Source organism: Streptomyces sp. YPW6, assembly GCF_018866325.1.
Classification (GTDB): Bacteria; Actinomycetota; Actinomycetes; order Streptomycetales; family Streptomycetaceae; genus Streptomyces.
Genome location: NZ_CP076457.1, coordinates 4,659,239 through 4,684,101, shown reverse-complemented (window position 1 = coordinate 4,684,101; position 24,863 = coordinate 4,659,239). Strand labels below are relative to the sequence as shown.

Below are 24,863 nucleotides of genomic sequence, written 5' to 3'. Positions count from 1 at the left end.
GGACCCCCAGGCCCGGACCCCGGCGACGGCTTCGGCGCCCTCACGCCCGGCCGGGACGGCTCCCGCTCCCCCGGGCTCAGCGCAGCCGGCCCGCTCCGGCGGACGGGACGGCGTCGAAGACGCCCGGGGCCGCGTGTCCGGCCGCCGCGAACGCCTCGCTGACCGCCCGGGCCACCGCGCCGGCCGCCGCCGTCTCCACCAGGACGACCGCGGAGCCGCCGAAGCCGCCCCCGGTCATCCGCGCACCGAGCGCCCCGGCCGCGTTCGCCGTCTCGACCACGAGGTCCAACTCGGGGCAGGAGACCCGCAGATCGTCGCGGAGCGAGAGGTGGCCCTCGGTCAGGACGGGGCCCGCGGCGCGGACGTCCCCCGCGTCGAGCAGGGCGATGATCTGCTCGACGCGGTGGTTGTCGCCGACGACATGGCGTACGTAGCGGATGACGGACGCGTCGGCCCCGGCGTCGGCGAGGGTGGCGAGCGCCGCGTCGAGACCGGCGTACGGCAGGTCGCGCAGCATCGGTATGCCGAGCAGCCGGGCGCCCTCCTCGCAGCCGGCCCGGCGCTCCGCGTACGCCCCGTCGCCGAGCGCGTGCGTGACCCGGGTGTCGACGACCAGGAGCGTCAGCCCCTGGGCGGCCGGGTCGAAGGGGACCTGGCGCAGGGAGAGGTCGCGGGTGTCCAGGTGGAGGGCGTGGCCCTCGGTGCAGCAGGCCGAGGCCATCTGGTCCATGATCCCGCAGGGCACGCCGACGAAGTCGTTCTCGGCGCGGCGGCCGGTGACGGCGAGTTCGGCGGCGCTCAGGCCCAGTTCGAAGAGGTCGTTCAGGGCGAGTGCGGTGACGACTTCCAGGGCGGCGGACGAGGAGAGCCCGGCGCCGGTGGGCACGGTGGAGGTCAGGGCGATGTCGGCCCCGGTGACCGGGTGCCCGGCCTCGCGCAGCGCCCAGACGACGCCGGCGGGGTAGGCGGCCCAGCCGTGGCCGGAGTGCGGGGCGAGGGCGTCGACGCGCAGCACGACGACGCCGCCGGGCACGTCGGTGGAGTGGAGGCGCAGAAGGCCGTCGTCGCGGCGGGCGACGGCGGCGACGGCGGTGTGCGGGAGGGCCAGCGGCAGGACGAAGCCCTCGTTGAAGTCGGTGTACTCGCCGATCAGGTTCACTCGTCCGGGTGCGGCCCAGATGCCGTCGGGCTCGCTCCCGTACAGCTCGGCGAAGGTGACGGCGGGGTCGGCGCGGTGCCCCTCGGCGGCGGTCACGGTCGCTTCGGCGTGCTGGGTCATGGGGCGGTCGTGTCCTCTCGGCGGGCGAACTGCCAGGCGTCGGCGATGATTCCGGCCAGGTCGGCGCGGGACGGCTGCCAGCCGAGGCGCTCGACGGCGGTGGCGGCGGAGGCGACGAGGACGGCCGGGTCGCCGCCGCGCCGGGGGGCGGGGGTCTCGGGGACGGGGTGGCCGGTGACCTTGCGGACGGTCTCGATGACCTCGCGGACCGAGAAGCCGTTGCCGTTGCCGAGGTTGCAGACCAGGTGCTCGCCGGGGGCGGCGGCGGTGAGGGCCAGCAGGTGGGCCTCGGCGAGGTCGGCGACGTGAATGTAGTCGCGGACGCAGGTGCCGTCGGGGGTGGGGTAGTCGTCGCCGTAGACGTTGATCGACTCGCGCCTGCCCAGGGCGACCTGGAGGACGAGGGGGATGAGGTGGGACTCGGGGTCGTGCCGCTCGCCACAACTGCCGTAGGCGCCGGCCACGTTGAAGTAGCGCAGCGAGACGGCGGCCAGGCCGTGGGCGGTGGCCTCGCCGCTGATCATGTGGTCGACGGCGAGCTTGGAGGCGCCGTAGGGGCTGGTGGGGGCGGTGGGGTCGGTCTCGGTGATGGGGCTGGAGACCGGTTCGCCGTAGGTGGCGGCGGTGGAGGAGAACACGAGGGTGCGGACGCCGTGTTCGCGCATGGCGGCGAGCAGGGCGGTGGTGCCGCCGACGTTGTTGACCCAGTACTTCTCGGGGTTCACGACGGACTCGCCGACCTGGGAGAACGCGGCGAAGTGCAGGACACCGTCGTAGGAGGGGTCCAGGTGACGGGCGGCGTCCTGGATGCGGCCCTCGATGAACGCGGCCCCGGCCGGGACGGCCTCGCGGAAGCCGGTGGACAGGTCGTCGAGGGCGGTGACGGTGTGCCCGGCCTCCAGCAGGTGCTGGGCGACGACGCTGCCGACGTATCCGGCGCCGCCGGTGACCAGGTACTTCTTGGGCAGGTGGGATGTGTTCCGGGGAGTGCTCACTGGCTCGCTACCTCTCGCAGTCGCTCGGCCGCGGCCTCCGGCGGCACGTCGTTGATGAACACGCTCATGCCGGACTCGGACCCCGCGAGGAACTTCAGCTTGCCGGAGGTCCGGCGAATGGTGAAAAGCTCCAGGTGCAGGGCGAAGTCCTCCCGGCCGTCGGCCTCGAACGGCGCCTGGTGCCAGGCGGAGATGTACGGGGTCGGCGGCTCGCCGGGGCCGAAGATCCGGTCGAAGCGCCTCAAGAGTTCCAGATAGACCTGTGGGAACTCTGTCCGCGCGCCCTCGTCCAGCCCCCGCAGGTCCGGGACGCGGCGGCGGGGGTAGAGGTGGACCTCGTAGGGCCAGTGCGCCGCGTAGGGGACGAAGGCGATCCAGTGGCCGGTGGCGAGGACGACGCGTGAGCCGTCCTTCTCCTCGCGGGCGACCACGTCGTCGAAGAGGTTGCCCCCGGTCTCCTCGCGGTGCCGGGCGGCCGAGCGGAGCATCAGCCCGGTGCGCGGAGTGACGAAGGGGTAGCCGTAGATCTGGCCGTGCGGGTGGCCCAGGGTGACGCCGATCTCGGCGCCGCGGTTCTCGAAGCAGAAGACCTGGGTGACCTGGTCGAGGGTGGCGAGGGCGGCGGTCCGGTCGGTCCAGGCGGCGAGGACGAGCGCGGCCTGTTCCTCGGTGAGGTCGGCGAAGGACGCGTCGTGGTCGGAGGTGAAGCAGACGACCTCGCAGCGGCCGGAGTCACCGGCGAGCGAGGGGAAGCGGTTCTCGAAGACCACCACGTCGTAGTGGTCGTCGGGGATCTCGGACGGCCGGCCCTCCCGGGTGGGGCAGAGCGGGCAGGCGTCGGCCGGCGGGTGGTAGGTGCGGGCCTGGCGGTGCGAGGCGATGGCGACCGCGTCGCCGAGCAGCGGATCGCGGCGGATCTCGGACGAGGTCGAGACGGGGTCCAGGGGGCGGGGGTCGACGGCGTCGCGGACGGTGTCCCGCGCGGCGTCGTAGTAGATCAGCTCACGGCCGTCGGCGAGGGTCGTCACCGTCTTCTTCACCAGGGTCCTCCACCCGATCCCTCCAACATAATCGCACACAAGAAATCACAAGCAAACATCTTCGTCAATGACCCAGTTTGCTGCGGCGGCGCGACGCCATACCCGGACATTCACCCACACTCGATCACGATCAAACAAAGAAGCCCAACGAGACTGTTCATTTCTCGAACATGACGGCGTAAGTTCCGTCGGGTTACGTTCGCGATACGAAGCGAGTTCCCCCCATGCAGACACTGGCCGAAGGGCTTCGGCTCCCCACGAACGGGCTCGACTACGCCATCCTGGCGATCTACTTCGTCGTCGTACTCGGCATCGGCTTCATGGCCCGTGCCAGCGTGAGGACGAGCCTCGACTTCTTCCTCTCCGGGCGCTCACTGCCCGCCTGGGTGACCGGGCTCGCCTTCGTCGCGGCGAACCTCGGCGCCACCGAGATCCTCGGCATGGCGGCCACCGGCGCGGAGTACGGCGTCGCGGTGGTGCACTGGTACTGGATCGGCGCGATCCCCGCCATGGTCTTCCTCGGCCTGGTGATGATGCCGTTCTACTACCGCTCCAAGGTGCGCTCCGTGCCGGAGTTCCTGCTCCAGCGGTTCGACCGGTCCGCGCACCTGCTGAGCTCCGTGCTCTTCGCGTTCGCGGCGATCCTCATCGCGGGCGTCAACCTCTACGCCCTGTCGATCGTCGTGGAGGCGCTCCTCGGCTGGCCGCAGTGGGTCGCGATCGTCGTCGCGGGCCTCTTCGTGCTGGTCTACATCACGATCGGCGGGCTCTCCTCGGCGATCTACAACGAGGTGCTCCAGTTCTTCGTCATCCTCGCCGCCCTCATCCCCCTCACCGTCCTCGGCCTCAAGCGCGTCGGCGGCTGGGACGCCATGAGCGATGCGCTGTCGCAGCAGCACGGCGGGGACTTCATGACCGCCTGGGGCGGCACCGGCATCGGTGACCCCAACCCGCTGGGCGCCAACTGGCTGACGATCATCCTCGGCCTCGGCTTCGTGCTGTCCTTCGGCTACTGGACGACGAACTTCGCCGAGGTGCAGCGCGCGCTGTCCGCGAAGAACCTCTCCGCCGCCAGGCGCACCCCGCTGATCGCCGCCTTCCCGAAGATCTTCATCGTCTTCGCGGTGATGATCCCGGGCCTGGTGGCCGCCGTGATCGTGCCGAGGATCGGCACCCCGGACTCCGGCCTGACCTACAACGACGCGATACCCCTGCTGATGCAGGAGCTGCTGCCCAACGGCGTGCTCGGCATCGCGGTGACCGGTCTGCTGGCCGCCTTCATGGCGGGCATGGCGGCCAACGTGTCCTCGTTCAACACGGTGTTCACCACCGACATCTGGCAGCGGTACGTGGTCAAGGACCAGCCGGACACGTACTACCTGAGGTTCGGACGGCTGATCACGGCGATCGGCGTGCTGGCCTCGATCGGCACGGCGTTCATCGCCGCCAGCTTCTCGAACATCATGAGCTACCTCCAGACGCTGTTCTCGTTCTTCAACGTCCCGATGTTCGTCGTCTTCATCATCGGCATGTTCTGGAAGCGCGCCTCGATGAAGTCCGGTGTCTGGGGCCTGGTCGCCGGCACCACCGCCGCGATGGTCAACTACTTCTGGATCTACCGGGGCGGGGTCATCGACATCCCCACCGACCAGGGCGCCAACTTCGTCTCCGCGATCGTCGGCTTCGTCGCCGGAGCCGTCGTCATGGTCGCCGTCACCCTCTTCACCGCCCCGAAGCCCGAGGCGGAGCTGGCCGGTCTGGTGTACGGGACCGAGTCGCCGAGCCCCGACGAGGAGCTGGAGGAGGCCGACCGGGCCTGGTACCGCAAGCCGGCGCTGCTCGGCTGGGGCGCGATCGTGCTCGCCGCCGCCTGCTATCTCCCCTACTCCTTCTGATCGGAGGCACTCACCATGTCCGACCTGCGCAAGGAAGTCTCCGAGCTGGAACGCACGTCCGCGACCGCCGCCCGTCTCTTCGACATCCGGCGGATCATCGGCGGCCTGTTCGTGGTCTACGGAGTGATCGTCACCATCGCCGGACTCGACCCGTCCGACGCCGACCTGGAGAAGGCCGAGGGCGTCCACATCAACCTGTGGACCGGCCTCGCCATGCTGGCGCTCGGCCTGTTCTTCCTGGTCTGGATGAAGCTGCGCCCGGCCGAGGCCCCGCCGGCCCCGGAGGCGGAGCAGGAGCGGGAACCCGGGTCCGGCGCGGACTGATCAGCCGCCCGCCCCGGCTCCCCGGGCCGTACGTCACCCGCGCCGTCCGGGAACGTACGGCCCCGCCCCCGGGGAGGCGTTCCCCCGGGGCGTACCGGGCACGTCGTCGGGGGCGTACGGTCCGTGCGGCGCGCCGCCGTTCGCCGCGGCGCGCTCCAGCAGTCCGGTACGGGCGGCGAGGGCGGCCGCCTCCAGCCGGGAGCCGACCCCGAGCTTCATCAGCACCCGCTGGACGTGGGTGCGGGCGGTGCTGGGGGCGATGTCCATGCCCGCCGCGATCAGCCGGGTGCCCTCGCCCTCGGCGACCCGCACCAGCACCTCGGCCTCGCGCGGGGTGAGCATCCGCAGCAGCCGCCGCCCCTCGTCGTCGGGCTGGGCCGCCGGGTTGAGCAGCTCGCCGAAGGCCCCCCGCAGCAGCTGCGGGGCGATGGCGCTCTCCCCCGCCCGCGCCTTGAGCATGGCCCGCTCGACGCCCTCGATGCGCTCGTCGTGCCGCACGTACCCCACGGCCCCGGCGGCGAACGCCGCGGCGATCCCGCGCGGGCTGGGCACCGGCCCGAGGACCACCACCGCCACCTGCGGGCGCTCGTGGCAGATGCGCGTGATCGGGTCGAAGACACCGGGGGCGGCGGGCGAGGCCGTGCCGAACAGGCAGACCTCCGGGACCCTGCTGACGACCAGCTCCGCGGCACCCGAGGTCGGCGCGGCCGCCGCGAGCACCCGGTGCCCGCGGAGTTTCAGTGCCGAGGCGAGTGCCTCCGCGAGCAGACGGTGATCGTCGACCACCATGAGCCGCACGCCCATCGGTCCTCAGCCCCCAAAAGCCCTGTCCGCCCGGCCCCCCGGACTCCTGACCCGGCAAGGTACACGCTCGCCCGGCGCAGCGCGGCACTTACGTCGCAGAAGATCCCGGGATTGCCGCATTCCGTACTGTTCGGACCTCGTTGACCTGCGGTCGATGATCACGTCACGACCGAGCCGGGCGGAAAACGATCGGCCCCGCCGGTCGGGAGATCGACCGGCGGGGCCTGTGGGCGCCCGGGAGGGGCGGGGTGATCAGTCGGTGCCGTAGGCGAGGACGAGGTAGACCTTCTCGTCGGGGGTGACCGTGCTGGGCTTGTGGACCGATCGGGCCGCCATGTAGAACTGCCCGTCGGAGTACAGCAGTTCGGCGGAGCCGATGTTGAAGCGCTTCTCCGCCTTGCGGGTGGCCTCGTCGTCCGGGTTCTTCATCAGCGTGGTCTGCTTGAAGGTCTCGCCGTCGATGGAGACGACCTCGCCGCCCTTGTCGTAGGGGGCCTCCTTGTAGGCGATGATGCTGGTGCCGTCCATCCGGAGCGGGGTCAGGATGTGGCGGTCGCCCGCGTCCGCCCGGCCGCCGAGGAGCTTTCCGGTGTCCAGGTCGAAAGCGACGACCTCGTTCGTGTCGCCGTACTCACTGGTTCCGTCGTGGCGCTCGGTCGGCAGGTAGAGCCGGTTGTTGCCGACGGTCATGTTCCGGCACTTCTCGACTTCGGTGGAGTCGCAGTCGCCCGCGTACTTCTCCGCGTCTGCGGGGATACGGACCTTCAGCTTGCCGGTCGCCGCGTCGATCGAGAAGAAGTCGGAGATGCCGCTGCCGTCGCCGGCGGTGTCGCCGACGTCGGCCGCGACCACCAGCGGCTTGGTGGAGACGATGTGCGCGTACTCGACGCCGGCGGGCATCTGGTACGAGGACAGGGGCGCGCCGGTCGTCGGGTTCAGCGCCTGCACGGTGAGCTGCGGGCTGTCGTACGTACCGCACTTGCGGACCACGGCCAGGGCCTCGCCGCCCCCGTAACCGCGGTCGTAGCAGCCGTCCGAGCCGACCTTCGGCTTCCAGAGTTCGGCGCCGGAGTCCAGCTTGAAGGCCGCGCCGCCCGAGGTGCCGCCCGCGGCGACGGTGGTCCCGCTGAGCGTGACCTCGTCGAAGGTGACCGGCCGGTCGCCACCGGTGGCGGAGGTGATGCTCTTGCTCCACAGGAGCTTCCCGGCGGACAGGTCGACCACGCCGACCTGGTTGCACGCCGGGTACTTCTTCTCCTTGGTCGGCTTCGACTCCCGGAAGACGATGGGCGTCCTGTAGTCCTTGCTCACGTGCGGGGACGTGGTGCAGATCTCGCCGGCCAGCGGGAAGGACCAGAGCTTGGTGCCCTTGTCCCGGTCGTAGCCGTTGATCTCGTCGATCCCGGTCTTCACGTACGCCTTGTCCGTGAGCCAGGAGCCCGCGACCGTCACGATGTCCTTGACCACCGGCTCCGGCACCTGGAAGGCGACCTTGGACTTCGTGTTGGCGGGCACCTTCTCGCTGCCGCCGGCCAGCCCGCTGCCCTCGCCGCCCTTGCCCTCGCCGCCGGTGGAGCCGGACGAGGACGCCTCGTCCCTGCCCCCGTCGCCGTCACCGCTGGTCGCGGAGTAGATGACCCCGGCGCCGATGATCAGCACCACGGCGACGGCCGCGGCGACGATGATCTGCATCTGGGTGGAGAACTTCTTGCCGCCGCCGCTCGGCTGCGGGGCGCCGTACTGCGGCTGCATCGGCTGGGTCGGGTAGCCGTACCCCGGCTGGGGCATCCCGGGCTGACCGTGCTGCCCGGGGGGCGCCTGCGGGTAGCCGTACCCCGGCTGCGGGGCCTGGGGGTAGCCGTACCCGTTGGGCTGCGGCGCGGGCGGGGTGGGGTAGGCGCCCGGCTGCGGGGGCGGCGGGGCGCCGTAGCCCCCGGCGGGCGCGTCCTGCGGCGCGGCGGACGGCTGCTGGGGTGCGGTGGGCGGCTGCGGCGGCTGCTCGGGCTGCTTGCCGAAGGGGTCGGCGGGCGGCGGCGTCGGCCGGCCGAAGCCTCCGGGCGGCGGGTCCTGCGGGGCGCCGAACCCGCCGGCGGGCGGCGCCGGGGGCGTGTTCGGCGCTTCCGGCGGCGTGTTCGACGGCTCGTCGGGCTGGGGCGGCTGCTGCGGCGGCTGGGTCATGGCGTGCGTACCTCGGGGGACGAGTGGATGTGGGGGCGCGGGGAGCGGGGAGCGGCCGGCTCCGCGCGGAGATCGGGAACGGCCTGCCCCGTACGGGAAGCGGGAGCGGACATCCCCGTACGGGTGCCGGGAACGGCCTGCCGCGTGCGGGGACCGGGAACGGCCTGACGCGTGCGGGAAGCAGGAGCGGGAACGGGCCTGCTGCCCGTACGGGTGCCGGGGCGAACCGTCACTTCTCGAACACCAGCATCGTCGTCTGCTCCAGCTCTTCCTTGTCGTTGCTCGCGCTGACGCGCTGGCTGAAGACGAAGGAACGGCCGCCCTCGTACACGACCTTGGAGGAGAAGAAGCCGTTCTCGACCCGGCCGGCCCCCGCCGGGTGCTGGAGCAGCGTCTTGGGGGTGCCGCCGGTGGGCGGAAGGGTCACGATGGCGCCGGCGCTGTCGTACTTCGGCCGCATGTAGAGCAGCACGTCGCCGCCCTCCATGCCCAGCGGCTTCAGAACGCGTTCGGCCGGGGCGGGCGCCTCCCACTTGGGCTTCCCGGTGTTCAGGTCGAAGGCGATGACCTTGTTCGTCCGGGCGGTGCCGCTGGTGTCGTCGGCGGTCGCGATGTAGAAGGTGTCGGCGTCGGCGGCGACGCCGCTGCACCCTTCGAGCTTCTCGCCGAAGACCGAGAAGCTGTTGCCGCAGTCGGCGGTCAGCTTGGCTCCCTTGGCGGGCGCGAGCTGGGAACGGAGCTTGCCGCTGTCGGTGAGCGCGACGATGGTGTACTCCTTCTTCTCCTGGTGCTCCAGCCGGACGACGAGCGGGGTCGAGGAGTAGACCTTGCTGACCTCCCAGCCGCGCGGCGGCGCGTACGTCCACCGGGGCTTGCCGGTGTCCGCGTTCAGCTCCTGGACCTGGTGCTGCGGGTTCTTGACGTCGTCGGTGCGGCAGCTCGCTGCGGCGATCAGCTTGTCGCCGCCGGAGAAGGCGAACGGCTTGCAGTTGCCCTCGGGGTTGCCGAACAGTTCCTTGCCGTCGCTGACCCGGTAGGCGTTGGAGTTGCCCGTGCGCCCGACGGCGACGGTGTCCCCGCTGATCGCCAGACCGATGTCCGAGAGGAAGTCCCAGTTCCCGTTCTTCTTGATCTCCTTCTTCCAGCCCGCCTTGCCGGTGTTGAGGTCGATCATCTGGAGGACGGAGCACTTGGCGCGGTCCGTGGTGCCGTTCTTCACCCCGATGACGATCTTGCCGTCGGGGGTCGGGGAGTTGGGCGCGGAGCACACATCTGCGGGCAGATCGAGCTTCCACTGCTGCTTGCCGTCGGCGACGGAGTAGCCGGACACGCCCCGGTACATGGCCTTGGCGACCACGTCGCCCGCGAACCAGGGGCCGTGGACGGACGCTCCGTTGCGCGGCAGGTCGACGTCGTTCTTCTGGACCCAGGCGACCTTCGCCTCGCCCGGCTTGCGCCCGGCGTTGAGGTCGTCGCCCGCCTCGCGCCCGTCACCGGTGCCGTCGCCCTCGTCGACCGTCGGCGACTCGCTGGGGGCCTCGGGGTCGTCGCTGCCGGCGGCGACGGGCTTCTTCGGGTCGTCGTCACCGCTGCCGCTCACGAGGAACCAGGTGCCCACCCCGGCCGCCAGGACCACGGCGAGCGCCGCCGCGACCACGATGCCGGTCTTCCCCTTGAGGAACCCACCGCCGGAGCCCGGCCCGCCGGGCGCCGGGGCACCGGGGTACTGCTGCGGATGGCCGTAACCGCCCTGGGGCTGCTGCCCGTAGGGACCGGGAGCCGGCTGGCCGTACGGCCCCGGCGCCTGCTGACCGTAGGGTCCGGGCTGCTGGCCGTACGGTCCCGGCGCCGGCTGCCCGAAGGGGCCGGGGGCCTGCTGACCGTACGGACCGGGGGCCTGGCCGGGCTGCTGCGGGTAGCCGTAGCCGGGCTGCGCCGGGGGCTGCTGCGGGTAGCCGTACGCCGGGGCGCCCGGCGGGGCGTCTGCGGCGGGCCCGCCGGAGGCGCGGGCGGCTGGGCGGACGGCGGCGTGCTCGGCGGCCCGCCCGGGTCAGGACGGCCCGGCGACGCCTGGTCCTGGGGCGCCGGGTCCTGGGGCGGCTGGCCCTGGGGCGGCTGAGGAACTCCGTTCGGCGGCTCCTGCGGAGCCCCGAAGCCTCCCTGCGGCGGTTGCTGGCTGGGCGGCTGGCTCATATCAGCACGTCCCCCTTCGTGCGGTCCGGTGCGCGATCCGGTCTCCCCCGCTTTCCCAAGAAGGTGGATCCCCCTCGGAAAGGAGCGAATCGGGCATGGCTTCCGCGGTGTTACGACAGTCTGGCGGGGCTTCTTTGTACCACCCGCCAAGCGCCGGGCACCGATTCGGGCCAAGCCCTGTTCCCAAGGGAGAACCGCCTCGTGATGCCGCCGTTACGCCTCGGCCGGAGGTGAGGGTCAGTCACCGAAGGCGATCATCGTGCGCAGCTCCAGCTCCGCCCGGTCGTCGACCCCGCTGACGTACGGCGACAGGAGCAGGGAGCGCCCGTTCGCGTAGTGGACCTGGGGGTCCTGGAACGTGCGCTCGGCGTCGACGGCCGGTGTCGGGTGGCGCAGGACCGGCTGCGGTGTGCCGCCCCGGGGGCCGAGCGCCATGATGCCGCCGCTCACCTTGTCGGTCCCGAGAGGGGACGGACCGAGGTGCAGCAGGACCTTGCCGCCCTCGACCCGCAACGGCATCAGGGTCTGGGTCGCGGGCGAAGCGGCCTTCCACTTCCGCTTGCCGGTGCTCATGTCGAAGGCCACGACGGCGTTGGCCGGGCGGGCCTCGGAGGCGGGCTTGGTGGCGAGGTACAGGGTGTCGGCGTCGGCGGCCACCCCGTAGCAGTTGTCGAGGTTCCCGCTCTCGTTGCGCATGTCGCCGCCGCACCGGGTCCGGTAATCGTCGGTGCCGGGGTCGGGCTGGGAGCGGAAGGTGCCGTCGTCGTTCAGCATCGCGATGGCCCACTTCCCCTCCGCCCCGCCCTGCCGCAGGGAGACGACCGGCGGGTTCGTGGAGTAGAACTGGTCGACCTCCCAGCCCTTCTTCACCTGGTACGTCCACACGGTCCGGCCGGTCGCCGGGTCGATGCGCCGCACCTCCTGCTGGGCCGCCTCCCCGTCCCCCGGGTCCTTCCGGCACTCCAGGGCGGCGAGCGGGACGGCCCCGCCGGCAAGCCCGAACGGCTGGCACGGGCCCGGCAGCCGGTCCCACAGGTGCTTGCCGTCGCTGATCCGGTAGGCGTCGGTGCGGGTCAGCCGTCCGACGGTCACCACGTCACCGTTGACGGCCATGACGATGTCGGAGAGCCCGTCCTGGAATCCCTTACGGTCCAACTCGGCCTTCCAGCCCGTCTTCCCGGTGGTCAGGTCGATCATCAGGATCCGGTCGCACTGCGCCTCCTCCGACGTGTCGGACCGCACTCCGACGACGATCTTCCCGTCCGTGCTCGGCGTGGTGGGCGCGGCGCAGATGTCGGCGGGCAGGCGCAGGCTCCACCGGCGCGCGCCGTCGTCCAGCGCGTGGCCGGACACCGTGCGGTACAGGGCCTGGACGGCGATGCCGCCGGTGATCCAGGGGCCGTAGGCGTTCACCCCGCCCTCGGGGAGGTCGATCCGGTTGTTCTCGACCCAGCGGACGGGGGCTTCACCGTCCTTGCGGCCCTTGCTGAGTTCGGCTGCCCCGGGTATCCCGGGTCCCTTGCCGTCCTCCGGTCCGTCCTCCGGTCCGTCCTCCGTGTCGGGCGGCGTCGGGGCGGTGCTCTCCCGCGCGACGGGCTTCCCGTCGTCCGAACCGCCGTCGCCGCCCACGACGAGCCAGACGCCCGTACCGACGGCGAGGAGTCCGGCGAGCCCGCCGGCGACGAGCCCGGCGAGCCGGCTCCGCGAGCGCCCGCCGCCCCCGGGCCCGCCGGGGACGACCGGGGCCGGCTCGGCCGGGAACTGCGGTGAGCCGTACGGCGGCTGGGGCGGCTGACCGTACGGGCCGGGCTGCGGGCCCGGCCGGCCCGGGTCTCCGTACACACCGGGCCGCGGTTCGTACGGAGCACCGAAGCCCTGCTGCGGCGGCGGTTGCGACATCGGTGTGGTCCCCCTCGAACGTACGGTCTCTGCCGCCCCGTTCTACCACCCGCCCCGCGGGGCCCGGTCAGGCGTCTTCGGCCAGCTCCAGCCAGCGCATCTCCAACTCGTCCCGCTCGGTGACGAGTTCACGCAGTTCGGCGTCGAGCGTGGCGACCTTCTCGAAGTCGGTGGCGTGGTCCGCGATCTGCTGGTGCAGCGTGGTCTCGCGCGTGGCGAGCTTGTCGAGCTGCCGCTCGACCTTCTGCAGCTCCTTCTTCGCGGCGCGGGACGCCTGCGCGGAGACGGCCGGGGCGGCGGGGGCCGAGGGCGAGCGGGGCGCGGCGGCGGCGGAGGGGGTCGCCGTCTCCTCCAGCTTCTGCCGGCGTTCCAGGTACTCGTCGATGCCGCGCGGCAGCATCCGCAGGGCGCGGTCGCCGAGGAGGGCCATGACCCGGTCGGTGGTCCGCTCGATGAAGAACCGGTCGTGGGAGATGACGATCATCGACCCGGGCCAGCCGTCGAGGAGGTCCTCCAGCTGGGTCAGGGTCTCGATGTCGAGGTCGTTGGTGGGCTCGTCGAGGAAGAGGACGTTGGGCTCGTCCATCAGCAGCCGCAGGATCTGGAGCCGGCGGCGCTCACCGCCGGAGAGGTCTCCGACGGGCGTCCACTGCTTCTCCTTGGTGAACCCGAACTTCTCGCAGAGCTGACCGGCGGTCATCTCGCGGCCCTTGCCGAGGTCGACCCGGTCGCGGACCTGCTGGACGGCCTCCAGGACGCGCAGGTTCGGGTTGAGCTCGTGGACCTCCTGGGAGAGGTAGGCGAGCCTGACGGTCCGGCCCACGACGATCTTCCCGGCGGCGGGCTGTTCCTCGCCCTGGGTGCGGGCGGCCTCGGCGAGCGCGCGGAGCAGGGAGGTCTTGCCCGCGCCGTTGACGCCGACGAGGCCGATGCGGTCGCCGGGGCCGAGCTGCCAGGTGAGGTGGGTGAGGAGGGTCTTGGGCCCGGCCTGGACGGTCACGTCCTCCAGGTCGAACACGGTCTTGCCCAGACGGGCGTTGGCGAACTTCATCAGCTCGCTGGTGTCGCGCGGCGGCGGCACGTCGGCGATGAGTTCGTTGGCGGCCTCGATGCGGTAGCGCGGCTTGGAGGTCCGGGCGGGGGCGCCGCGGCGCAGCCAGGCCAGCTCCTTGCGCATGAGGTTCTGCCGCTTGGCCTCCTCGGTGGCGGCGATGCGTTCGCGCTCGGCGCGGGCGAACACGTAGTCGCTGTAGCCGCCCTCGTACTCGTGGACGACGCCGCGCTGCACGTCCCACATCCGGGTGCAGACCTGGTCGAGGAACCACCGGTCGTGGGTGACGCAGACGAGGGCGGAGCGGCGGGCGCGCAGATGTCCGGCGAGCCAGGAGATGCCCTCGACGTCGAGGTGGTTGGTGGGCTCGTCGAGGACGATCAGGTCCTGCTCCTCGATGAGCAGCTTCGCCAGCGCGATGCGGCGGCGCTCACCGCCGGACAGCGGGGCGATGACCGTGTCGAGGCCGTGCTCGAAACCGGGGAGCGCCAGCCCGCCGAAGAGCCCGGTCAGCACGTCGCGGATCTTGGCGCTGCCCGCCCACTCGTGGTCGGCGAGATCGCCGATGACCTCGTGGCGGATGGTCGCCTCCGGGTCGAGGGAGTCGTGCTGGGTGAGCACGCCGAGGCGCAGCCCGCCGTTGTGGGTGACGCGGCCGGTGTCCGCCTCCTCCAGCTTGGCGAGCATCCGGATGAGGGTGGTCTTGCCGTCGCCGTTGCGGCCCACGACACCGATCCGGTCGCCCTCGGACACCCCGAGGGATACGCCGTCGAGCAGGGCACGGGTGCCGTACACCTTGCTGACCTGCTCGACATTGACCAGATTGACGGCCATTTCACTCCTGTCCGGGGGATCGATCGACCTTCCCAGGGTACGGCGCGGCGGACGGCGGCCGGTCGTGCGGCCTCGGGCCGGTCCGGAGCCGCACGGATGCCGGGATAGCCTCGTGCGGGTGCTTTTGCCGATCGACGGGGGAAATCTATGGGTTCGGTCCCGGTGACCGTTCTGGTGGTGGACGACGACGCGCTGGTACGCGACGGCCTGAGGCGCATCCTGGAGTCGGCCGACGACATCCGGGTGCCTGCGGTCTGCGGTCCCGGGGAGGCGTTGGCCCTGGCCCGCCGGCACCGGCCCGACGTGGCGCTGGTGGATCTGCACATGCCCGGCGCGGACGGCATCGAGGTGCTGCGCGGCCTGCGGTCGTCGGCGCGGCCTCCGAGGGTGGCGGTGCTGACGGGCTTCGGTGCGGACGAGCACGTACGGCGGGCCCTGCGGGCGGGTGCCGCCGGGTTCCTGCTCAAGGACTCGGCGGTGGACGAGCTGATCCCCGGGGTGCGGCTGCTGGCCGCCGGGGGCAGCGCGCTGTCGGAGCGGGTCGTCCGCTCGCTGCCGGGCGGCGGGCAGGACGCCGCGCCCGCGGAACCGCCGGGGGCCCGGCTGCTCACCGCGCGGGAGCGGGATGTGCTGGAGCTGCTGCCCTCGGGGATGTCCAACGAGGAGATCGGCCGTCGGCTCTTCCTCAGCCGGACCACGGTCCGCGACCACGTGAGCTCGCTGCTGGCCAAGCTGGGCGCGGCCAACCGCGTTCAGGCAGCCGTCCTCGCGTCCGGGATGCGCCGGGAGCGGCGTACGGACTCCGCCGCCGCCCGGGACGCGGCCGAACGGTGAGCGAAGCCGCCTCCCGGCCACGGCGGTTCCGGCGGACCAGGGGGGTCCGGCAGCGTCAGTGCCTCCGGCGGTTCCAGCAGCTCCGGCAGCTCCGGCGGTTCGGGACCGGGCAGGTCCTGACGGACGGCGCGCTGGTCGCCGCCGCCGGGGCCGAGCTGCTGACCGTGGTGGACGAGGTCGGCCCGCTGACGCTGGCCGGTTACGTGCTGGCCGTGGGCGCCCTGGCCGTACGGCGTCGGCGCCCCCTGCTCGTCGTGCTGGCGACGGTGCCCGCCGCGGCGACCGGCTACCTCTGGCTCGCCCCGATGTTCGCGCTCGGCACGGCGGCCCGGCTGGTGCACAGCGGAGCGCTGGTCGGCGGGGCGGCGGCCACGGTCTTCGTCACCGCCGCCACGCCGCTGGTGCACGAGATCCAGCACACGGGCCGGGCCGGATCCCCGGCCGTCCTCGCGGCGGGCCTGCTGGGACCGGCACTGCTGGCCTCCGGGCCGACACTGCTGGGACGGGTGGCCCGCAGCCGTCGGGCCCTGGCCGACCGGCTGGCCGAGGCGCGGGCCGCGCCGGCCCGGGAGCACCGGCTGGCCGAGGAACGGGCGGCGGCGGCCGAACGGGCCCGCCTGGCCCGGGAGATGCACGACATCGTCTCGCACCACGTGAGCCGCATCGCCGTCGAGGCGGGGGCGCTGAGCGTCACGGCGGACACGCCCGAAGCGCGCCGGGCCGGGGTCCGGATCGGCAGGATCAGCTCCCTCGCCATGACCGAGCTGCGCGACACGCTGGGGGTGCTGCGCGCCCAGGAGGCGGCGGACAGCGGTCCCGGATCCCTCGCGGACCTGCCGTCCCTGGTCGCCGGAAGCGGAGCCGACGCGTCGGTCACCAACCGGGTGCCGCCCTCCGCCCAGCTCGGCGCCGAGACGGAGTACGCCGCCTACCGAACGGTGCAGGAGGCGCTGACGAACGTCGTGCGGCACGCTCCGGGGGCCCGGACCAGGGTGGCGCTGGGGCTTCGGGGCGACGTCCTGCTGGTCGAGGTCGTCAACGGTCCGCCGGCCGGCGGTGCCCCGGTGCCCGGTGCGCTCGGCTCGGGGGAGGGGCCGGGACTCGGGCTGGTGGGGCTGCGGGAGCGCGCGGCGCTGCTGGGCGGTTCGCTGGAGGCGGGTCCGGCCGGCGGCGGCTTCCTGGTCAGGGCCCGGCTGCCCCGGTCGGGACCGGTTTCCGGCGGGTGAGGGGAGCGCACCGGCCCCCCGACAGCCGTCGGGGGCACTCCCCCGACACCAGGACGGAGAAACCGGACGAAAAACGGCAGGCGCGACGCATCCCGTCCATCGGTCTTGCGGGTGTTCGCGGCGCTTCGTTACAACTCGACCCGCGCCGAACGGCGTTCGCCCCACCGGGCGTCATCCTTTTCCGAGCACCACCAGAAGGAAACACCTCACGTGTCTGTCTCGATACTCAGCCGCACCTCCCTCCGCCGTACGGCCGTCGCCGTCGCGGGCCTGACCGCGACGAGCGTGCTGCTCACCGCGACCTCGGCGCAGGCCGCCCCGGCCGAGCGGCCCGCCCAGGCGGCGCCGGTGGCCGTCACGACGGACGACGAGGCGCTGGGCCGCGCCTTCGAGGAGGCGCTGCGGATCATCGACGCGCTCCCCGAGGAGGTCCTGGCCGAGGGCGAGGAGGCCACGGTGCGGTGGCTGGAGGCGCACGGCCGGGGCACGGCGACGGCGGACGGCACGCCGGTCCTCTACGCGTTCAACCTGGGCGGCTGCGCGCGGGGCATCGCCCTGGCGGTCGGCTCCAACATCTTCGCCATCGCCAAGGTCTACAAGGTGAAGAAGGCCATCGACAAGCTCGGCGGCGTGACCAAGGTGATCCAGAAGATCCAGTCCAAGAAGAAGAAGGGCAAGACCTTCAAGAAGGGGATCATGGAGGTCTTCGAGGAGGCGGGCGGCGGCATCGGCGCCATCGCCGCCGAGATCCTCGGCATCGACGGCGTCATCAAGAACTGCTGGTAGCCGGGAATCAGGAGACAGGAGAGAGGCATCTGCAGATGACCGTCGTCGCGAGCGTGCTGCGCTGGGTCTTCCTCGTGGCCGGAGCGGCCGTTCTGGCCGCCTTCCTCGTCAGCGCCGTCCGGGCCCGGATCGCCGGCACCGGCTTCGGTGAGCTGGTCGACCTGCTGGAGAACCGGTGGTTCGCCCCGGGCCAGGTGTTCTTCGCCGTCCTGGCGGGCCTCGCCGGATCCTGGGCGGCGGGCCGGCTGGGCGGGACCCGCCCGCCCCTCCTGGAGTCCGTGCCGCTGCTGTTCCCGCTGGGCATCGTCGCCGCGTTCGTCGTCCGCCGTACGGGCGGGGGCGCGGGCGGCCACGAGAACGAGGACGCGGACCGGGACGGCAGGGCGTTCCTGGTGAAACTGCTCGCCCTGCTGGCCGCACCGCTGCTCCTGGGCGGCGTGATGGCGGGCTGGTGAGGGTGAGTCCGGGGAACCGGTGAGCCGGGCCTGCGGCGGCGAGGCACACGGGGGGGCCTCACCGCCGCGGGCCCGGAACGGCAACGAAGGGATGGGCAAGCCGGAACCTCTGAAGCACGGCTTCCAGGGGTACTGGTCGCGCCGCATCACCGATGAGCACCGGCTCATCCACAAAGTGGTGGGCGACGAGGTCCGCATCGCCGCCTGCCGCTACCACTACGGTCGCTGACGCCTACCGCGTGCCCCGCCCCGCCCGCTCCACCAGCAGCCAGCCGCCCAGCGTCATCGCGACGGCGGCCGGGGCGCTGACCGGGATCGCGATCAGCAGGGCCGTACGGCCGTCCAGCAGGCCGCCGAAGCCGACCATGGACAGGCCGAGGACGCCGAGCAGACAGAGCGTCGCGCCGAGGGCCGCGAGCGGGCCGGATCCGGGGGCTCCGGTCACCGCGAGCGGGCCGGCCCCGGGATCTCGGGTCACCGTCGGCCGGCCGACCCCGGACCCCCCGGCACTGTCGAGGGCTCCCCGCCGTCCGGGGACCCCCGGGTTCCCGGGTTCCGCGGGAGCGGCCGGGCGTTCGAACGTGCGGAAGGCGGCGACCAGGGCCGCGGTCAGGGCCGCCGCGAGGGCGAGGCGCGGCGGGACCTGGACCCACCAGGCGGCCGACGCGGGCTCGGGCAGGGTGACGTCGAGGGCGAGCAGCGCCCCGTACACCCCGAACATCGCCGTGAGGTGCCAGAGGAACGCGGTCATCGCCACCCCGTTGGCCGCCACCACCGTCCGCCAGACGCGGGGGCGCTCCAGCAGCCGGGCGGCCGGGGCGCGGAGCAGTTCGACCGCGCCGACCAGCCAGAGGCCGTGGGCCAGCAGGGCGAGGGTGGGCGGGGCCATGTTGCTGACCTTCTCGCCGGGCATCCCGACCATGGACAGCGGGTACGGGCCGAACGCCACCAGCGCGGTCGCGGCGATCAGGCCGCCACCGGCGAGCAGGGCGGGGCGGCGCAGCCGGAGGTGACCGTCGGCGCGCAGGAAGCCGAGCTGGTGGACGGCCAGCCAGACGAACGCGAAGTTCAGGAACTCGACGTACGGGACCCCGGCGGCGAACCGCAGGACGTCGACCGACACCGCCGCACCCGCGAGACCGGCGAACGCCCCCCAGTCGTACCGCTCGTGGAGGCGCAGCAGCGGCGGGGTGAACGCGACCATCGCCAGGTAGATCCCGATGAACCACAGCGGCTGGGTCACCATCCGCAGGGTCACCCCGGTCAGCCCACCGCCCCCGCCGAGGAGCTGGACGAGCAGCGCCGCCGCGCCCCAGACGAGGACGAAGACCATGGTCGGGCGCAGCAGCCGCTGGAGACGGGCGCGCAGGAAGGCGGAGTAGACGGAACTCCCGGCCCCCTCGGGACGCTTGCGGAGCAGGGAGCGGTAGGACAGCGCGTGCGAGAAGCCGCCGACGAAGAAGAACACCGGCATGACCTGGAGCAGCCAGGTCAGCGGCTGGAGCGCCGGGACGACGGCGAGCAGGTTGCCCACCCCGTCCGGGGTGACGGCCGCCATCAGCCAGTGGCCGAGCACGACCGTGCCGAGCGAGGCGACCCGCAGGAGGTCGACGTAGCGGTCCCGGGTGGCGGGCGTCGCCCCGGCCAGTTCGCGAACACGTGATCCCATGTGCATACGGTCACGGCGGACACGGGTCGCGCGGCAGGGCGCACGTACTCAATTCGGCTCCTGAGTAGCCGATTCGACGGACGGGACGCTTCGGAATCGTTCGGAATGTTCCGGAAAGGCCGTACTGCGGAGTAGATCTGGACAGGGTGGCCATCGGCCAGTAAAACAAGCACAAAAGCTGCTCTTCGGGGAGACGACGCGTGCCGTCAGGGGGTTCGTAGCTCCGTGCGGCCTGTCGGCCCGCAGGGCAGCGACACCGGCCGCGATCCGGCGATCTGCCGCGGCGCCCGCCGTTCCCGAGAACCGGAGTACCAACACCGTGCGGATTCCTCACCGCTTCATCCCTGTCGTCCTGCTCGGCGTGCTCGCCCTGGCGGGTTGCGAGGGCGGCAGCCAGACCGACGACAGCGCCCCGGCGCCCCCGCCCACCACCACGCCCACCGCCTCAGCCACCCCCACGCCGACTCCCACCGCGACCGCCACGCCCGATCCCGTCGTGCCCGCCCTGCACAGCCGGACCTATGAGCAGGCGCGGGCGGAGTTCACCCGGCAGGACATATCCACCGCGCGCCTGACGGCCGCCGCCCAGCACAAGGACGTCACCCTCCCCCGGGACCACGACGGCTGGTACATCTGCGACACCAGTCCCGGGCGCGGCACGCGGCTCACCGCCGACACCACGGTCACCGTCCGGCTCGCGGAGGACTTCAGCGACTGCACCACCAGCTTCCACGGCTATCTGCACCAGAAGAACGACCCGGCTTACGTCCCGCCCAGAACGGCCGCCCCGAAGCCGCAGCCCGCCGCCACCCGCGCCCCGGCTCCGGCCCCCACGAAGGCGACGCCGAAGCCCGCGGGCGGCTCAATGATCACCTGCTCCGACGGCAAGCCGGGCTACGCCTGCACGTCCAACGGGCACCCCGTAGTCGACGGCCAGTTCTGCCCGAAGGCCGACCGCGGTCGCACCCTCATGGCCACCAACAGGACGATGGTCACCTGCTCCTACGACCCCAGCATCACGCCGTATCGCTGGCAGTGATGCACGAAGTCGCCGTGGCCCCCGGCGCCGGCGACACCGCGACGCGCGCGTTCCGGCAGGTCCCCGAGGTCAGCAGCGCGGCCGCCACCTTCCCGGCGGTCTCCTCGTCCGGGACCAGGAACGCCGTCGTCGGCCCGGAGCCGGAGACCAGGGCGGCCAGCGCCCCCGCGTCCGTGCCCGCCGCCAGCGTGTCCGCGAGGGACGGGCGCAGCGAGAGCGCGGCGGGCTGGAGGTCGTTGCTCAGGGCTCCCGCGAGTGCGGCCGGGTCGCCGGAGCGCAGGGCGGCCAGCAGGGCGGGGGACGCGGTCGGCCCGGGGACCTCGGTCTCCGCCGTGAGGCGGTCGAACTCCCCGTAGACGGCGGGTGTGGAGAGGCCCCCGTCCGCCACCGCGAAGACCCAGTGGAACGTACCGCCGACCTCGATCGGGGTCAGCTTCTCGCCGCGCCCGGTGCCGAGCGCGGCCCCGCCCACCAGGCTGAACGGCACGTCGCTGCCCAGCTCCGCGCAGATGGCCAACAGCTCGTCGCGGCTCGCGCCGGTCCCCCACAGGGCGTCGCAGGCGACCAGGGCGGCGGCCCCGTCGGCGCTGCCGCCCGCCATGCCGCCAGCGACCGGGATGTCCTTGGCGATGTGGAGGTGGACGGCGGGGTCGATGCCGTACCGCTCGGCGAGCGCCAGGGCGGCGCGGGCAGCGAGGTTGGTGGCGTCCAGCGGGACCTGCGCGGCGTCCGGCCCGGAGCAGGTGACGCGCAGCTCGTCGGCGGGGGCCGCGGTCACCTCGTCGTACAGGCCGACGGCGAGGAAGACGTTGGCCAGGTCGTGGAAGCCGTCGGGGCGGGCGGCGCCCACGGCGAGCTGGACGTTGACCTTGGCGGGGACGCGGACGGTGACGGCCGGACGCACGGGGGCCGTCCTCGCACTGCTCACAGGGGACTCTCCGACTTCTGCGCGACTCATTCCGACGCCTCCGGCCTGTACGCGGCTCATTCCGGGACTCATTCCGACGCCTCCGGCCTCTGCGCTGCTCATGCCGGCACCTCCGGCTTGTGCTCCGCGATCGCCGCGAACTCCTCCACCGTCAGCGACTCGCCCCGGGCCTGCGGGGAGATCCCGGCGGCGACGAGCGCGGCCTCGGCGGCGGGCGCGGAACCGGCCCAGCCGGACAGGGCGGCGCGCAGCGTCTTGCGGCGCTGGGCGAAGGCGGCGTCCACCACCGCGAAGACCTCGGCGCGGGAGGCCCGGGTGGCGAGCGGCTCGGTGCGGCGGACGAGCGAGACGAGGCCGGAGTCGACGTTCGGGGCGGGCCAGAAGACGTTGCGGCCGATGGCCCCGGCGCGCTTGACCTCCGCGTACCAGTTGGCCTTCACCGACGGCACGCCGTAGACCTTGTTGCCGGGACGGGCGGCGAGGCGGTCGGCCACCTCGGACTGGACCATGACGAGGGTCCGCTCGATGCTGGGGAAGCGCTCCAGCATGGTGAGCAGGACGGGCACGGCCACGTTGTACGGGAGGTTGGCGACGAGCGCGGTCGGGGCGGGCCCCGGCAGCTCGGTGACCAGCATCGCGTCGGAGTGGACGAGGGCGAAGCGGTCGGCGCGCTCCGGCATCCGGGCCCGGACCGTGGCGGGCAGCGCGGCCGCGAGGACGTCGTCGATCTCGACGGCGGTCACCCGGTCCGCCGCTTCCAGCAGCGCCAGGGTCAGCGAGCCGAGCCCGGGGCCGACCTCGACGACGACGTCGTCCGGTCGGACCTCGGCCGTCCGCACGATGCGGCGCACGGTGTTGGCGTCGATGACGAAGTTCTGACCGCGCTGCTTGGTGGGGCGTACGCCCAGCTTCGCGGCCAGGTCGCGGATGTCTGCGGGGCCCAGGAGGGCGTCGGGCTCTGTGCTGCTCACCCGGTAAGCCTACGGCCGCGGCGGGACCGGGGACCCGCCCCCCGCTGCGCGCACGGCTTCTCCGCCCGGTACGTCCGTCCGGCGGCGGACGCGCCCCGGGAGGCGACCGCCGCCGCCCCGGCGTGCGCGGGGACGGCGGCCCGGCTGTGGGCGGCCCTGCGGGACGACAGGGCCCCGCAGCATGCGGGGCGGGGGCTCAGCAGCGGAGCAGCATGCGGGGCGGGGCTCAGAAGCCGAACGCGCGTGCCGTGTTGTCGTAGACCGCCGCGGCCAGCGTGTCCTCGTCCAGCCCCTTCACCTCGGCCATCGCGCGGAGGGTGACGGGGATGAGGTAGGGCGCGTTGGGCCGTCCCCGGTACGGGGCGGGCGTGAGGAAGGGGGCGTCCGTCTCGACGAGGACCAGCTCGGCCGGGGCGACGGCGAGGGCGTCCCGCAGCGGCTGGGCGTTCTTGAAGGTGACGTTGCCCGCGAAGGACATGTAGTACCCGGCCCGCGCGCAGATCCGGGCCATGTCGGCGTCGCCCGAGTAGCAGTGGAACACCGTCCGCTCGGGCGCGCCCGCGTCCGCCAGCACCCGCAGGACGTCGGCGTGCGCGTCGCGGTCGTGGATGACCAGGGCCTTGCCGTGCCGCTTGGCGATCTCGATGTGGGCCCGGAAGGACTCCTCCTGTGCGGCGATGCCCTCGGGGCCCGTACGGAAGAAGTCGAGGCCCGTCTCGCCGACCCCGCGCACGTGGTCGAGGGCGGCCAGCGCGTCGATTTCCGCGAGCGCCTCGTCCAGCGCCGCCTTGCCGCCGGGCTCCCGCGCCCCCTGCCGCGCCGTGCCGTCCGGGTCGCCGTGGACGATGCGCGGGGCCTCGTTGGGGTGCAGGGCGACCGAGGCGTGGACGGCGGGGTGGGCGGCCGCGGTCTCGGCGGCCCAGCGGGACCCCGCCACGTCGCAGCCCACCTGGACGACGGTGGTCACGTTCACCGCGGCGGCCCGGGCGAGCGCCTCCTCGACGGTGGCGTCCTGCATGTCCAGGTGGGTATGGGAGTCGGCGACCGGAACCCGCAGGGGCTCGGGCAGCGGCGGGGCTTCGGTACGGCTCATGCCGACGATCGTACGAGGGCCCGGTCCCCGTACGACGTCGGCGTCCGCCCATCGGGGGCCGCCCGGCGGGCGGGCCGGGAGAGCCGGGAGGTGCCGCGCGCCGGGCGGGTCACCCGCGGTGGGGCGGCGGTCCGGGGCACCCATGGCGGGGAGGCCATCCGGGGCGCCCACGGAGGGGAGACCGTCCGGGGCACCCACGATGGGGAGGCCATCCGGGGCGCCCACAGCGGGGAGGCCGTCCGGGCCGCCCACGGTGGGGCGGGAGGTCGCGCCGGAGGACCGGTGGAGTCACCTGGGGAGGACCGGTGGACGCCCGCCGGACGGGGCACCTGCGACGGAACCGGAGGCCACCCGCCGGACGCGTCACTTCCGGTGAAACGGGTGGAGCAGGTCGGACAGCCGCCAGTGGCGCTCCGGGGTGGCGGCGGCCGGCACCGTACGGTCCTTCGCGCCGGTCTCCGCGTCGTGCGGCGTCTGCTGCTTCCGCAGCAGCTCCTGGACGCCCGCCACCCGCCCCGCGCGCATGATGCGCACCACATGTCCGCCGCAGTTGCCACAGGTGGGCGTGGAGAGCGGCGACGGCACCCGCTCGCCGTCCGCCGTGTAGACGACGAAGGCGTGGCCGTGCACGTCGACGTGGTGCTCTATCTCGTAGGACTGCTCCCAGCCGTACCCGCACTTCATGCAGGCGAAGGCGTACGCCTCATGGACAGTGGTCGCTGCGATCTCGCTCATGCCTGCTCCTCTTGTCCTCCGGTCACACACGCCGGGAAGGGCCGGCCCGCCCGAGGGGTTCGAACAGGTGGCCCGTCCCTTCCAGTGGACACCTGCGCCCGGACGGACGCACCAGCTCAGAGGCATTGTTGATGCGTTCTTGGCCTCTTTTGGCCGCCCTTTGCCGACGCATGGCCCGGGAGGGAAGCGCGGCAGGACAGCGCGTGACCGCCCGCCCACCGAGCGCCCCCGAGCGCGCCGCGTGCCGGTCGTGAACGCGCCCGCGCACCACCCCCGTCCGCCCCCTCCCTTTTCCTTGAATTACCGGGCTTTTGACCCCACCCGCACCTCATGAATTCACCATTCAATTGAATTAACTATTTCCCCGGATGTCGCCCCCGATTTGCGGCGTCCCCACACGTCCTTTTCACTCGTTACGTCCACCCCATTTCCCACAGGACGGGGAACAACCCATGTTCACCACGGACACCACTGCCACCGACATCGAGCTCGACCTCGACGCCGCTCTCAACCCGGGCGAGGCCGAAGGCCTGTACCGCGACTCCCGTGAGTGCGCCTACCTGGCGCTCCTCGCAGGCGGCGGAGCCCTGCTGCTCTCGCCTCCGACCCCGCGCCCGAAGAAGGGCTAGTCGCCG

Annotated in this window: 20 protein-coding genes and 2 pseudogenes; 9 read left to right on the top strand and 13 right to left on the bottom strand. The window is 72.9% G+C overall.

Translation table 11 applies throughout. The annotated features are described in order from the left end of the window. Positions 1–76 precede the first annotated feature (76 nt). The 3 genes from galK to galT are packed head-to-tail and all read right to left on the bottom strand — an operon-like array spanning position 77 to position 3,314. Complete coding sequence (galK, locus tag KME66_RS20815) at positions 77–1,279, bottom strand: galactokinase (RefSeq protein WP_216324706.1); 1,203 nt, start codon at positions 1,277–1,279, stop codon at positions 77–79. Continuing rightward, positions 1,276–2,274, bottom strand: coding sequence for a UDP-glucose 4-epimerase GalE (gene galE, locus KME66_RS20810; protein ID WP_216324703.1), 999 nt, complete (start codon positions 2,272–2,274; stop codon positions 1,276–1,278). Before galE ends, galK begins: the two co-directional genes overlap by 4 nt. After that, positions 2,271–3,314: a galactose-1-phosphate uridylyltransferase gene (gene galT / locus KME66_RS20805; protein WP_216324700.1), complete on the bottom strand. Its 1,044-nt coding sequence runs from the start codon at positions 3,312–3,314 to the stop codon at positions 2,271–2,273. Before galT ends, galE begins: the two co-directional genes overlap by 4 nt. Positions 3,315–3,538: 224 nt before the next feature. Here galT and KME66_RS20800 point away from each other — a divergent pair, with 224 nt between their 5' ends. Together KME66_RS20800 and KME66_RS20795 are read left to right on the top strand one after the other, a co-directional pair. Continuing rightward, complete coding sequence (locus KME66_RS20800; RefSeq protein WP_073225333.1) at positions 3,539–5,209, top strand: sodium:solute symporter family protein; 1,671 nt, start codon at positions 3,539–3,541, stop codon at positions 5,207–5,209. Positions 5,210–5,224: 15 nt separating this feature from the next. Then, positions 5,225–5,533, top strand: a complete 309-nt coding sequence (locus KME66_RS20795; protein ID WP_216324697.1) for a hypothetical protein — start codon at positions 5,225–5,227, stop codon at positions 5,531–5,533. 33 nt (positions 5,534–5,566) lie between these two features. On the opposite strand, the gene KME66_RS20790 is transcribed toward KME66_RS20795, so the two are convergent. From KME66_RS20790 to KME66_RS20770, 5 genes and pseudogenes are all read right to left on the bottom strand, one after another. Beyond that, on the bottom strand, positions 5,567–6,337 hold the full coding sequence (locus KME66_RS20790; RefSeq protein WP_073225328.1) for a LuxR C-terminal-related transcriptional regulator: 771 nt from the start codon (positions 6,335–6,337) through the stop codon (positions 5,567–5,569). 252 nt (positions 6,338–6,589) lie between these two features. Further along, complete coding sequence (locus KME66_RS20785) at positions 6,590–8,515, bottom strand: PQQ-binding-like beta-propeller repeat protein (RefSeq protein ID WP_216324694.1); 1,926 nt, start codon at positions 8,513–8,515, stop codon at positions 6,590–6,592. A gap of 229 nt (positions 8,516–8,744) precedes the next feature. Then, a pseudogene (locus KME66_RS20780) lies at positions 8,745–10,708 on the bottom strand (PQQ-binding-like beta-propeller repeat protein). Positions 10,709–10,945: 237 nt separating this feature from the next. Beyond that, complete coding sequence (locus tag KME66_RS20775; RefSeq protein WP_216324691.1) at positions 10,946–12,607, bottom strand: PQQ-binding-like beta-propeller repeat protein; 1,662 nt, start codon at positions 12,605–12,607, stop codon at positions 10,946–10,948. A 67-nt stretch (positions 12,608–12,674) separates the two neighbouring features. Next, complete coding sequence (locus tag KME66_RS20770; protein WP_073225319.1) at positions 12,675–14,492, bottom strand: ABC-F family ATP-binding cassette domain-containing protein; 1,818 nt, start codon at positions 14,490–14,492, stop codon at positions 12,675–12,677. A 147-nt stretch (positions 14,493–14,639) separates the two neighbouring features. On the opposite strand from KME66_RS20770, the gene KME66_RS20765 reads away from it, so the two are divergent. The 5 genes and pseudogenes from KME66_RS20765 to KME66_RS20745 form a co-directional block, all read left to right on the top strand. Next, the gene (locus KME66_RS20765) at positions 14,640–15,326 is read left to right on the top strand and encodes a response regulator transcription factor (protein ID WP_216324688.1); all 687 of its coding nucleotides are present in this window, start codon (positions 14,640–14,642) and stop codon (positions 15,324–15,326) included. Continuing rightward, positions 15,323–16,552, top strand: coding sequence for a sensor histidine kinase (locus KME66_RS34435; protein ID WP_301184501.1), 1,230 nt, complete (start codon positions 15,323–15,325; stop codon positions 16,550–16,552). Before KME66_RS20765 ends, KME66_RS34435 begins: the two co-directional genes overlap by 4 nt. Positions 16,553–16,762: 210 nt before the next feature. Continuing rightward, on the top strand, positions 16,763–17,338 hold the full coding sequence (locus KME66_RS20755) for a hypothetical protein (protein WP_216324684.1): 576 nt from the start codon (positions 16,763–16,765) through the stop codon (positions 17,336–17,338). 35 nt (positions 17,339–17,373) lie between these two features. Then, positions 17,374–17,793 carry a hypothetical protein gene (locus tag KME66_RS20750; protein WP_216324681.1) on the top strand — a complete coding sequence of 140 codons (420 nt, stop codon included), beginning with the start codon at positions 17,374–17,376 and terminating at the stop codon, positions 17,791–17,793. Positions 17,794–17,863: 70 nt separating this feature from the next. Continuing rightward, positions 17,864–18,022, top strand: a pseudogene (locus tag KME66_RS20745) (Txe/YoeB family addiction module toxin); the annotation flags it as partial. A gap of 3 nt (positions 18,023–18,025) precedes the next feature. On the opposite strand, the gene KME66_RS20740 reads toward KME66_RS20745, so the two are convergent. After that, complete coding sequence (locus KME66_RS20740; RefSeq protein WP_216324678.1) at positions 18,026–19,462, bottom strand: acyltransferase; 1,437 nt, start codon at positions 19,460–19,462, stop codon at positions 18,026–18,028. A 319-nt stretch (positions 19,463–19,781) separates the two neighbouring features. On the opposite strand from KME66_RS20740, the gene KME66_RS20735 reads away from it, so the two are divergent. Further along, on the top strand, positions 19,782–20,501 hold the full coding sequence (locus tag KME66_RS20735) for a hypothetical protein (RefSeq protein ID WP_216324675.1): 720 nt from the start codon (positions 19,782–19,784) through the stop codon (positions 20,499–20,501). On the opposite strand, the gene KME66_RS20730 is transcribed toward KME66_RS20735, so the two are convergent. The 4 genes from KME66_RS20730 to KME66_RS20715 all read right to left on the bottom strand — a co-directional run bounded on the left by KME66_RS20730 (position 20,479) and on the right by KME66_RS20715 (position 24,228). Continuing rightward, on the bottom strand, positions 20,479–21,405 hold the full coding sequence (locus tag KME66_RS20730) for a 4-(cytidine 5'-diphospho)-2-C-methyl-D-erythritol kinase (RefSeq protein WP_216324672.1): 927 nt from the start codon (positions 21,403–21,405) through the stop codon (positions 20,479–20,481). The genes KME66_RS20735 and KME66_RS20730 overlap by 23 nt on opposite strands. A 122-nt stretch (positions 21,406–21,527) precedes the next feature. Beyond that, entirely contained in the window at positions 21,528–22,400 is an 873-nt protein-coding gene (gene rsmA / locus KME66_RS20725) for a 16S rRNA (adenine(1518)-N(6)/adenine(1519)-N(6))-dimethyltransferase RsmA (protein WP_073225305.1), read from the bottom strand. Between the two features lie 226 nt (positions 22,401–22,626). Beyond that, positions 22,627–23,493: a TatD family hydrolase gene (locus tag KME66_RS20720; protein ID WP_073225661.1), complete on the bottom strand. Its 867-nt coding sequence runs from the start codon at positions 23,491–23,493 to the stop codon at positions 22,627–22,629. Positions 23,494–23,856: 363 nt separating this feature from the next. Further along, positions 23,857–24,228, bottom strand: coding sequence for a hypothetical protein (locus KME66_RS20715; RefSeq protein ID WP_073225302.1), 372 nt, complete (start codon positions 24,226–24,228; stop codon positions 23,857–23,859). Positions 24,229–24,680: 452 nt separating this feature from the next. On the opposite strand from KME66_RS20715, the gene KME66_RS20710 reads away from it, so the two are divergent. Next, complete coding sequence (locus KME66_RS20710) at positions 24,681–24,857, top strand: hypothetical protein (protein ID WP_178379102.1); 177 nt, start codon at positions 24,681–24,683, stop codon at positions 24,855–24,857. The last annotated feature ends 6 nt before the right edge of the window (positions 24,858–24,863 follow it).

Excerpts from the sequence above, each read along its gene's own strand:
- galK (WP_216324706.1), bottom strand. The coding sequence starts at position 1,279 with ATGACCCAGCACGCCGAAGCGACCGTGACCGCCGCCGAGGGGCACCGC.
- KME66_RS20800 (WP_073225333.1), top strand. The coding sequence starts at position 3,539 with ATGCAGACACTGGCCGAAGGGCTTCGGCTCCCCACGAACGGGCTCGAC.
- KME66_RS20795 (WP_216324697.1), top strand. The coding sequence starts at position 5,225 with ATGTCCGACCTGCGCAAGGAAGTCTCCGAGCTGGAACGCACGTCCGCG.
- KME66_RS20790 (WP_073225328.1), bottom strand. The coding sequence starts at position 6,337 with ATGGGCGTGCGGCTCATGGTGGTCGACGATCACCGTCTGCTCGCGGAG.
- KME66_RS20785 (WP_216324694.1), bottom strand. The coding sequence starts at position 8,515 with ATGACCCAGCCGCCGCAGCAGCCGCCCCAGCCCGACGAGCCGTCGAAC.
- KME66_RS20775 (WP_216324691.1), bottom strand. The coding sequence starts at position 12,607 with ATGTCGCAACCGCCGCCGCAGCAGGGCTTCGGTGCTCCGTACGAACCG.
- KME66_RS20770 (WP_073225319.1), bottom strand. The coding sequence starts at position 14,492 with ATGGCCGTCAATCTGGTCAATGTCGAGCAGGTCAGCAAGGTGTACGGC.
- KME66_RS20765 (WP_216324688.1), top strand. The coding sequence starts at position 14,640 with ATGGGTTCGGTCCCGGTGACCGTTCTGGTGGTGGACGACGACGCGCTG.
- KME66_RS20750 (WP_216324681.1), top strand. The coding sequence starts at position 17,374 with ATGACCGTCGTCGCGAGCGTGCTGCGCTGGGTCTTCCTCGTGGCCGGA.
- KME66_RS20740 (WP_216324678.1), bottom strand. The coding sequence starts at position 19,462 with ATGGGATCACGTGTTCGCGAACTGGCCGGGGCGACGCCCGCCACCCGG.
- KME66_RS20720 (WP_073225661.1), bottom strand. The coding sequence starts at position 23,493 with ATGAGCCGTACCGAAGCCCCGCCGCTGCCCGAGCCCCTGCGGGTTCCG.
- KME66_RS20715 (WP_073225302.1), bottom strand. The coding sequence starts at position 24,228 with ATGAGCGAGATCGCAGCGACCACTGTCCATGAGGCGTACGCCTTCGCC.
- KME66_RS20710 (WP_178379102.1), top strand. The coding sequence starts at position 24,681 with ATGTTCACCACGGACACCACTGCCACCGACATCGAGCTCGACCTCGAC.